Raw genomic sequence first — 9647 nt, forward strand, 5'->3', positions numbered from 1 at the left:
ATTTTTTTGCCAGTCCCTTATCCTCTGGATCCGTTCTAAAAAGTAGAACGAATGCCCGTCGCCCATAGTGGCTCTTGTCTAAATTTTATAAAAGACTCAATTGGATGAAGCTTCTACTCTTGGCGTAGCGCCAGGCTCTTGCGTCGTTTGGCCGATAACGTCCGCTCCGGGCCCAGCGGCCGGCATTGTGCGACTAGACTTACAGCTAACATCGGGCAAGGGGTATGGATTGGGATGCATGATATTCACGCCGTAGGTCAGGACCCTTTGCTGGAAAGCCTGGTATTCCTGACCAAATACCACGGACACCCCTATCAGGGCGAGGCGCTGATCAGCGGCCTGCCCCTGGCCGATGGCAAGCTGACCCCTGTATTGCTGGAGCGGGCGGCCGAACGGGCGGGACTGGCGGTGCGCTTCCAGGCCCAGGAGCTTGGCGAGCTGTCGGAGCTGCTGCTGCCCTGTATCCTGTTGCTGGAGGAAGGCAATGCCTGCGTGTTGCTCGAGCTGCAGCGGGAGCAGGGGCGTGCCCGGGTCATTCTGGCTGCCACCGGCGATGGTGAGCACTGGCTCGATCTTGACCGGCTCGAGCCGCTCTACAGCGGCAATCTGTTCCTGGTCAAACCCCGTTTTCGCTACGATGAGCGTGCTCCGCGTACCCTGGAGACCACGGAGGGGCATTGGTTCTGGGGGACCCTGCGCCAGTCCGCCAGCATTTACCGGGATGTGCTGGTCGCCTCCCTGCTGATCAACCTGTTTGCCGTGGTGACTCCCCTGTTCACCATGAACGTATACGACAAGATAGTGCCCAACCTGGCCTTCGATTCGCTCTGGGTGCTGGCAATAGGGGCCGGCATTGTCTTCCTGTTTGATTTTCTGATGCGCATGCTGCGTGGTTATTTCATTGATATTGCAGGTAAAAAGTCGGACGTACTGCTGTCGGCACGGATTTTTTCCAAGGTGATGGGCATGCGTATGGAGGCCAGACCGCCTTCCACCGGCGCCTTTGCCCGGCACCTGCAGGAATTCGAGTCGATCCGCGACTTTCTGACCTCGGCCACGGTGTCGGCGCTGGTCGACATTCCCTTTACCCTGGTGTTCCTGCTGGTGATCTGGATTTTTGCCGGCCCCATGGTTGGGGTGCCGATCGTGGCGGTGGCGGTACTGGCCCTGTACAGCCTGCTGGTGCAGGGACCGCTGCGGCGCAGCATAGAAGAGGGCTCGCGGCTGGCGTCCCAGAAAAACGCCAACCTGGTCGAGGGTATTGCCGGGCTTGAAACCATCAAGCTGTTTGGTGCCCAGGGGACTTTCCAGCACCGCTGGGAGCAGGCGGTCAGCCACATGGCCAGCTGGGGCATCACCACGCGCAAGCTGACCAATTCGGTCTCGACGCTGGCGCACATCAGCCAGCAACTGGTGACGGTGACGCTGATCATCTACGGCGTTTACCTGATTGCGGACGGCCAACTGACCATGGGCGGGCTGATTGCCGCCGTTATGCTCAGCGGACGGGCCATCGCCCCCATGGTGCAGCTGTCGGTGCTGTCGACCCGTTATAACCAGGCCAGGTCGGCGATGTCGGTGCTGGAGCAGATCATGGCGGCGCCGGACGAGCAGGAAAGCGAGCGTCGCTATGTGCATCATCCGGTGTTTCGGGGCGATATCGAGCTGGACCGGGTGTCCTTTCGTTACCCGGGCATGGAGCACAATGTGCTGAACCGGGTGTCCCTCAGCATTCGTGCCGGCGAGCGGGTGGCCATTATCGGCCGTATCGGCTCGGGCAAGACTACCCTGGAGCGCCTGCTGGTGGGGCTGTACCAGGCCACAGAGGGCGCTATCCGCATCGACGGCATCGACATCGGCCAGTTGCAGCCGGCGGTATTGCGCCGCCATATCGGCTGCGTCCCCCAGGATGTCACCCTGTTTTTCGGCTCCATTCGCGACAATATCGTGATCGCCAACCCCCTGGCGGACGAGAGCCGGGTGCTGCGCGCCGCCCAGCGCGCCGGCGTTACCCTGTTCACCAACCGGGATCCCCAGGGGCTGGATCGTCAGGTTGGCGAAGGCGGGCGGCAACTCTCGGGCGGCCAGCGCCAGGCCATCGCCATTGCCCGCGCCCTGCTCAACGAGCCGCCGATGCTGATCCTCGACGAACCCACCTCCAATATGGACAACCGCTCCGAATCCTATATCCGCCAGCAACTTGGCAAGCTCGATCGCAAATCCACCCTGCTGCTCATTACCCACAGGACCTCGATGCTGGAGATTGTCGACCGCATCATAGTGCTGGAACAGGGTGTGGTGGTGGCGGATGGCCCCAAGCAGCAGGTGCTGCAACAGCTGAGCGCCGGCAAGGTCAGGGCGCAGGAGGTGGCCAATGGCTAGATCGCGCCTGCCCCCCGAGTTGCTCGAATTCAGCAACGACACCGCGGCGGCGGTGATGCTCAACACCCCCTCCCGGGCCCGGTTGCTGCTGTGGTGCATGCTGCTGTTCGTGGTGGTGGCCCTGGTTTGGGCCCATTATGCCCAACTGGATGAAGTGACCTCGGGCCAGGGCCGGGTGATCCCGTCCCAGCAGTTGCAGGTGGTGTCCAACCTTGAAGGCGGCATAGTTCGCGAGCTGTATGTCCGCGAAGGCCAGCAGGTGGAAAAGGATCAGCCGCTGCTGTTGATTGACGACACCCGGTTTCGCTCCGATCTGCGCGAGCGCGAGCAGGAGATCGCCGCCCTGCAGGGGGACATTATCCGCCTGAGGGCTGAAGTGGCCGGCGTGGTGATCAGCGAGGATCCGGCCCTGGCCTGGCGGGAGCAGGTGCAGCTGAGGATAGAGCCGCTGCTGTTCAGCGACAGCTTTAACGATAAGTATCCCGGCCAGGCGGACATCCAGCAGGCGGTATACAGCGAGCGGATGGGCTATATCGGCAACCAGTTGTCCATCCTCGGCCAGCAGATAGAGCAGCGCGAGCAGGAGATCATCGAGACCCACTCCCGTGTCCGCACCCTGCAGCGGGGAGTGTCCCTGGCCGCGCGGGAAGTAGACATCAGTCGCCCCCTGGCGCGGGAAGGAATCGTGCCCCAGGTGGAAATACTGCGCCTGGAGCGGGAACTCAACCGCATGCAGGGCGAGCTGGAGTCGACCCGGCTGGCCCTGCCCAAGCTGGATGCCTCGCTCAGGGAAACCATCTTCAAGCGCAAGGAAGTGGCGCTGACCTTCAGATCCGAATCCCAGAAAGAGCTGAGCGAGCGGCGCAGCCGCCAGGCTTTACTGCAGGAGGGCGAGGTCGGCCTGCAGGACAGGGTGGAACGGACCCTGGTCACGGCGCCGCTCAAGGGCACGGTCAAGACGCTCAGGATCAACACTGTGGGTGGCGTCATCCAGCCGGGCATGAACCTGGTCGAGATTGTGCCGCTGGAAGACACCCTGCTGGTGGAAGCCAGGGTGTCCCCAAAAGACATAGGGTTTTTGCGTCCCGGGCTGGAGGCGATGGTCAAGTTTACCGCCTATGATTTCACTATCTACGGCGGACTCAAAGGAGAGGTGGAAAAGATCAGTGCCGACTCCATCCAGGATGAAGAGGGCAACACCTTTTACCTGGCCACGGTCCGGACCTACGACAGCTTTTTGGGGAGTGAGGCGGCACCCATGCCCATTATCCCCGGCATGCAGGCGGGAGTCGACATAGTGACCGGCAAGAAAAGCGTACTGGATTACATGTTGAAACCGATTTTGAGAGCCAAACAAAGCGCTTTACGAGAGCGCTGAGAGATAAAAAGGAAGGGAATCACTATGAAACACTCGACCCTGGCCATTGCGGTGCTGTCTGCCTTGTGGCTGCCGGCGCAGGCCCAGACACTGGAAGAAGCGGTAACCGAGGCACTGATGACGCATCCCCGGGTGAAGGAAGCCTTTCACCTCTATCAGTCCCGGCAGTATGATCAGGACGCGGCCTTCGCGGGCTATCTGCCGCGGCTGGATGCCAGCGCCGGCATCGGCTACGAAGATACCGACAGCCCGGGTACCCGCAGCAACCCCGCCGCCGATGACAGCCTGACCCGGCGCGAACTGGGGCTGTCCCTGCGCCAGATGCTGTTTGACGGGTTCAAGACCTCGAGCAACGTGGGCCGGACCGGCGCCGAGGCGGATGCCCAGCGCTACAGCCTGCTGGCCACCGCCGAAAACGTGGCCCTCAGCGTGGCCGAGGCCTACCTCAACCTGCTGCGTTATTCGGAAGTGGTCGAGTTGTCCCGGCTCAACCTGGAAACCCATGAGCAGATCCGATCCGATATCCAGAAACGCACCGATTCCGGGCTGGGCTCCAGCGCCGACTATACCCAGATCCAGGGACGGGTGGCGCGGGCCTACGCCAATATGACGTCGGCGGAAAACAACCTGCGCGATGCCCAGAGCCGCTTTATATCGCTGGTCAACCGGGAGCCCGAGGAGCTGCGCCAGCCCAGGCCCGATGCCAACTACATGCCTGCCACCCTGGACGATGCCCTGGTCAAGGCCGGGGAGGGCCATCCCACCCTGCTGATGGCCGCCCATGACGTGGAAGCGGCCCGCTACCAGTACGAAGGAGCCCAGTCCGGCTTTTATCCGACGCTGGCCATCGAGGTCGACCAGAACTGGAACGACAATATCGACGGGGTGGAAGGTCGCAACGAGGACCTGACCGCCATGTTGCGCATGCGCTACAACCTGTTCAACGGCGGTGCCGACGTGGCTGCCAGCAAATCTGCTTCGGCCCTGGAGATGCAGGCCAAGGACATCAAGATGAATGCCCATCGCCAGGTCAGCGAGGGAACCCGCCTGGCCTGGTCCGCCTACGAGACCCTGGGCCGGCAGAAGGAATTTCTGCGCCAGCACGTGGAGTCCAGCTACCAGACGGTGGAAGCCTACAAGAAACAGTTCACCCTGGGAGACCGGACCTTGCTGGACGTGTTGAACACCGAAAACGAACTGTTTGAAGCCCGTCGCTCCTACATTGAAGCGGAGCACGATCACCTGCTGGCCGAATACCGTATCATGAACGCGACCGGCCAGTTGCTCGAAGCGCTGCGATTCACCCAACCCGCCCAGTGGTCGGGCCATCAACAATGAGGGATGCCATCATGAAACCATGGATGATATGTGCCCTGCTGCTGGCGCTGAGCGGTTGCAGCCTGACGGCGGAACCTGAGCTGGAAACCCTGCCGGCCCACGATCTGTCGGATCCCGACTGGGATGGCGTGATCAATGCCCGCGAGGCCTGTAACGATACGCCACTGGGCGCCGAGGTGGACAACGTCGGTTGCCACGGCGACACCTCCCGGGAACTCAAGCAGGATCTGATGGTGCTGTTCGCCCACGACAGCGCGGTGATCAGCCCTGAATATCAGGAGATCATCGGCCGGATGGCGGCCTTTATGCAAGAAGCCCCCGAACAACGCCTGCTGCTGGAAGGGCACGCCAGCCAGGTAGGATCTGCCGAGTACAATATCGCCCTGTCCAAGCGGCGGGCTGAAGCGGTGCGGGCGGCGATGATCGGTGCCGGCGTGGACGGCTCCCGCCTCGACATCATCGGTTACGGAGAAAGCCAGCCGTTGTTGATGGGCGAGGACGAGCAGTCGGCGGCGGCCAACCGCCGGGTAGTGGGGGCCTTGACCAGTTCCCGCGAGGGCGTGCGGATGCGCTGGAATGTCTTCAGCATGGAGCGCTGATCCTACCTTGAGGAAGCCGGCCGGCGGCGCGCGCCTTGTTTGGTGTCTGCTCGGGTGGGTGCTGGCCCTGTCGTGGGGCTGGCCGGCTCGTTCCCTGGATCCCCAGGATAACGACATGGTCTCCGCCGTCGGCGGTTTTTACGGTGCCCGCGCCGAGCAGAGAACAAGGGAGTGGCGGCAATTGGTACGCCAGGGGCAGGGCAGTGGCTGGAGCGAACGGGAAGCGTTGAGCCGGGTCAATATTTTCTTCAACCGGCTGCGCTTTATCGACGATATCCGCCTGTGGGGCAAGGAAGACTACTGGGCCACGCCACTGGAAATGCTCGGCGCCGGGGGCGGGGACTGCGAGGATTTCAGTATCGCCAAATATTTTTCCCTGCTCGAACTGGGCATTGATGACGAAAAGCTGCGCCTGGTTTACGTCAAGGCGCTGGAGCTCGATCAGTTTCACATGGTAGTGGCATTCTATCCCACCCCTGCCTCGGTGCCGCTGATCCTCGACAACCTGGAGGGAACCATACGGCCGGCCACCCAGCGCACCGATCTGCAACCCGTGTACAGTTTCAACGGTCAGCATCTGTGGCTGATGAAGGAAAGGGGGCGGGGGGAACTGGCCGGACAGGCCTCCCGGCTTTCACTATGGAATGACTTGCGCAGCCGTTTCGGTGTCAACCGCCTGAACAGGCCGAACATGGATCTGGACCGCTAATATGACCCTATACAAACAGATACTGATAACCATACTGCTGCTGTTCGCGGTGTTGTTCGTCGCCGCCTATTCGGTACAGTTCAGCGCCACCCGTCAGTACCTGGCCGAACAGCAATATACCAACGTGGTCAATACCGTCACCTCCCTCGGCCTGGCTCTGACCCCCTATCTGGAAACCAGCGACAGGGTCGGCGCCGAGTCGGTGATCAACGCCATTTTCGATGGCGGCTTCTACCGCGAGATCCGGCTTGACCTGCTGGCGGCGGACACCCGCATTGTGCGCGAGAATACCGCCATTCCCCGCCAGGTACCGGCCTGGTTTATGGAGCTGGAGCTGTTCGACGAGGTGAGCCACGAGGCCGTGCTCACCTCGGGCTGGCTGCAACTGGGCAAGCTCTACGTCGAGGGCCATCCGGGGCCGGCTTACTACAAGCTGTGGCAGGGCATGAGCCGCCTGGCCAGCTGGTTTGTGGGGTGTTTTCTGGTGACCTGGCTGCTGTTGGTGCTGGCCCTGCGCTACCTGCTCAAGCCATTGCATCAAATCCAGGAGCAGGCGCTGGAGATCGAACTGCATCATTTTGGTAAAACCATCCCCCTGCCTGCCACCCGGGAGCTGCGAGATGTGGTGGTGGCCATCAATCACATGGCCGGCCTGCTGGAGGAACAGTTCAGGGAACAGGCCCAGGAAGCGGAGCGGCTGCGGCAACGGGCGTTTCTCGATGAAACCTCTGGGCTGGGCAACCGGGCCTATTTCGTTTCCCAGGCCGCCTCCTGGCGGAGCGAGGAGATGCCGGGTTGCGTTGCCCTGGTGGCGGTGGACATCCTGGATAAGATTCACCAGGAAGAAGGCTATGCGGCCCGGGATCAGATGGTTCGGGCAGTGGCCGACAATCTGCAGCATATCTGCCGGCGGTATGACGAATTCGCCCTGGCCCGCATTTCCGCGACCGAATACGCCCTCTTGCTGCCCGAGACCGAGCCGGACAGGCTGAGGGCGCTGGGCAGCGAAATCAATCAGTCGGTTTCGGATCTGGTGGTCGATCCGGTGGAGGGGCTGGAAGTGTCTGCCGTGGGTATGGCGCTCATCAGTCGCGGCGACGATATCGCCAGCCTGCTGACGGCGGCGGACAACAGCCTGAACCGGGCCCGCATCGCGCCGGAGCGAGTGGCCTTGTCGGTGGGTCAGGACGGACACGGGCAGATAGGACGCCAGGTCTGGAAGGGGATGCTGGAGCGGGCCCTGACCGAACATGCCTTCGTACTGTCGGCCCAGGCGGTACTGCATTTCGACGGTCGTCGTTATCACCGGGAGCTGTACATCGGACTGGCGGAAGGCTCGCACAGGTATGGCGCCGGGCAGTTTATGCCTGCCGTTGAGCAGTTCCGGCTGGGCGAGCGGCTGGATTTGCTGGTGATCGAACTCGCCCTGGCCCGACTGGCGGCGGATCCCGAACTGACGCTGGCGGTGAACCTGACCCGCCAGAGTTGTGCCAGCGAATCCTTTTTCGACAAGCTGGCGACCCTGCTGGCCTCCCGGGAAGGGCTCAAGCCGAGGCTGGCGCTGGACATTCCCGAAATCGTCTTCGTGCAGGCATCCGAACACCTGGGGCAGCGGCTGGCGGCACTCAAGCTGGATTGGGGCATTGACCATTTCGGGCGCCATTTCGACATGCTGGGCAAGCTGTCCGCGCTGCGCCCCCACTATGTCAAAATCGACCATGCCTATACCAGCCAGGTCATGGCCGACGACTACGATGATGCCTTCCTGGCCGCCGTCTGCCGGGCGGCGCACAATATCGGCGCCGTGACCATCGCCACCCGGGTGGAGAGCCCGGAACAGCTGGAACGCCTTTCCCGGCTGCATATAGACGCCTATCAGGGCTTTATCAGTCCGGTGGAGGCGCTCTGAGTCCATCCTTCGATTTTTTGGGACATTACGGCGATTGGAGCTTGTCCAATCGCCGATTTTTTGTATAAGACCCGCGTGACCCGCTCTCCTAGACTTTAAGCAAACTCCCCAGAGGCAGGTCATCATGGAAACCATTACTCTCACAACCGCTGTCAAAGTCTCCGAGATTCAGGGTGCGGCCTTCGCCGTATTGCAGGACGGTACCGTGGAGCCGCTTGAAATCGGCAAAATTTACCCTGCCGGCACTGTTTTTCTGGTCGACGACAATACCACGCTGCAATACCTGGAAAGCGAGGGGGCCGCTCTCGACGAAGCGCAAGCAGACGCCCTGGCGGCGGAAGGGCAGGCGGTTCCGGCTGGTGATGTGAGCGAATTGCAGGCCGCCATTCTGGCCGGTATCGATCCGACCACCTTGTTCGAGGCCGCGGCGGCCGGTCCTGCCGCCGGTGCCGACGCGGCAGCGGCCGCTACCGGTGAAGGCAGCGGCAACGGCGGTTTTATCGTGGTCAGTAGGATCGGCGGTTTTACCCAGCCGCAAGCCGGTTTTGATACTGCCTTTGCGCCCCTCGCCGTGGCCGAAGAGCCGGAAGAACTGATCCCCCTTCTGGAACCCGCTCCCAACGCCATTCCTACCATAGACATTATTCCCCTTCCGCCTGTGGACCCGGAGCAAAATCCGCAGTTGCCCGGGGTGGAAGGCGCTTTTTCCTGGGTCACCGAATCTTCCCTTGAAGGTGGCAGCCAGGCTGGAAATGGCCAGAACGTCGCCCAGGGCAGCATAGTGGTCAACACCGGCTCCGATGCTTTGACCGCTCTGGAAGTATTGGTGCAAGACAAGGATGGTGACTGGATCAATGTCACCAATGGCGGCCTGGTGGACGGCCTTTACGGAAACTTGCTGATCAATCCTGACTTTACATGGAGCTATACCCTTAGTGGCCCGCAAGAACACCCCACTGAGGGAGGAGTATTCGATCAAGATATATTGAAGGATCTCTTCCAGATTAGGGTTACCGACGACGACGGTGACATTGCCAGTGCCAGTCTGGATATCTTTGTGCTTGATGATGGCCCTGTAGTCATGGTGGATGGCCCTGATTCCATAGTGGAGGGCGCCACCATCGAAGGAAACTGGAGCCTGGTGGCCGGGGCCGATGGTGCCAGCACGCAGGTGCTGTTCGACGGCCAGGCGTATGACCTGGACGAGGCGATCGACACCGGCAAGGGCACCCTGACGGTCAAGGGCGACGGCACCTGGGTGTTTGTGGCGGCGGCCGGCCTGGACCATCGTCAGGCCCAGGGGCTGAGCTTCAGCCTCCAGGCCACCGACGG

The 9647-nt window shown here is 61.7% G+C and carries 7 protein-coding genes; all 7 read left to right on the forward strand.

What is annotated here, in order from left to right; genetic code table 11:
• The first annotated feature begins 234 nt into the window (after positions 1-234).
• A complete protein-coding gene (locus C7I36_RS11685; protein ID WP_106453882.1) occupies positions 235-2382 on the forward strand; it encodes a type I secretion system permease/ATPase in 2148 nt (715 codons plus the stop codon).
• Positions 2375-3760, forward strand: coding sequence for an HlyD family type I secretion periplasmic adaptor subunit (locus C7I36_RS11690; protein WP_106453883.1), 1386 nt, complete (start codon positions 2375-2377; stop codon positions 3758-3760). Before C7I36_RS11685 ends, C7I36_RS11690 begins: the two co-directional genes overlap by 8 nt.
• Before the next feature lie 24 nt (positions 3761-3784).
• Positions 3785-5098: a TolC family outer membrane protein gene (locus tag C7I36_RS11695; RefSeq protein ID WP_106453884.1), complete on the forward strand. Its 1314-nt coding sequence runs from the start codon at positions 3785-3787 to the stop codon at positions 5096-5098.
• An 11-nt stretch (positions 5099-5109) separates the two neighbouring features.
• A complete protein-coding gene (locus C7I36_RS11700) occupies positions 5110-5697 on the forward strand; it encodes an OmpA family protein (RefSeq protein WP_106453885.1) in 588 nt (195 codons plus the stop codon).
• Entirely contained in the window at positions 5675-6406 is a 732-nt protein-coding gene (locus C7I36_RS11705) for a transglutaminase-like cysteine peptidase (protein WP_106453886.1), read from the forward strand. Before C7I36_RS11700 ends, C7I36_RS11705 begins: the two co-directional genes overlap by 23 nt.
• A gap of 1 nt (position 6407) precedes the next feature.
• A complete protein-coding gene (locus C7I36_RS11710) occupies positions 6408-8315 on the forward strand; it encodes a bifunctional diguanylate cyclase/phosphodiesterase (protein ID WP_106453887.1) in 1908 nt (635 codons plus the stop codon).
• Between the two features lie 124 nt (positions 8316-8439).
• Positions 8440-9647, forward strand: a 1208-nt coding sequence (locus tag C7I36_RS11715) for a retention module-containing protein (protein ID WP_146137330.1), incomplete at its 3' end; no start/stop codon positions are given.

The sequence above is a fragment of the Zobellella taiwanensis genome (genome assembly GCF_003012795.1).
Taxonomy (GTDB): Bacteria; Pseudomonadota; Gammaproteobacteria; order Enterobacterales; family Aeromonadaceae; genus Oceanimonas; species Oceanimonas taiwanensis.

What these genes read in the sequence shown, in the direction of transcription:
- C7I36_RS11685 (WP_106453882.1), top strand. Translation starts at nt 235, where the DNA reads ATGCATGATATTCACGCCGTAGGTCAGGACCCTTTGCTGGAAAGCCTG.
- C7I36_RS11690 (WP_106453883.1), top strand. Translation starts at nt 2,375, where the DNA reads ATGGCTAGATCGCGCCTGCCCCCCGAGTTGCTCGAATTCAGCAACGAC.
- C7I36_RS11695 (WP_106453884.1), top strand. Translation starts at nt 3,785, where the DNA reads ATGAAACACTCGACCCTGGCCATTGCGGTGCTGTCTGCCTTGTGGCTG.
- C7I36_RS11700 (WP_106453885.1), top strand. Translation starts at nt 5,110, where the DNA reads ATGAAACCATGGATGATATGTGCCCTGCTGCTGGCGCTGAGCGGTTGC.
- C7I36_RS11705 (WP_106453886.1), top strand. Translation starts at nt 5,675, where the DNA reads ATGTCTTCAGCATGGAGCGCTGATCCTACCTTGAGGAAGCCGGCCGGC.
- C7I36_RS11710 (WP_106453887.1), top strand. Translation starts at nt 6,408, where the DNA reads ATGACCCTATACAAACAGATACTGATAACCATACTGCTGCTGTTCGCG.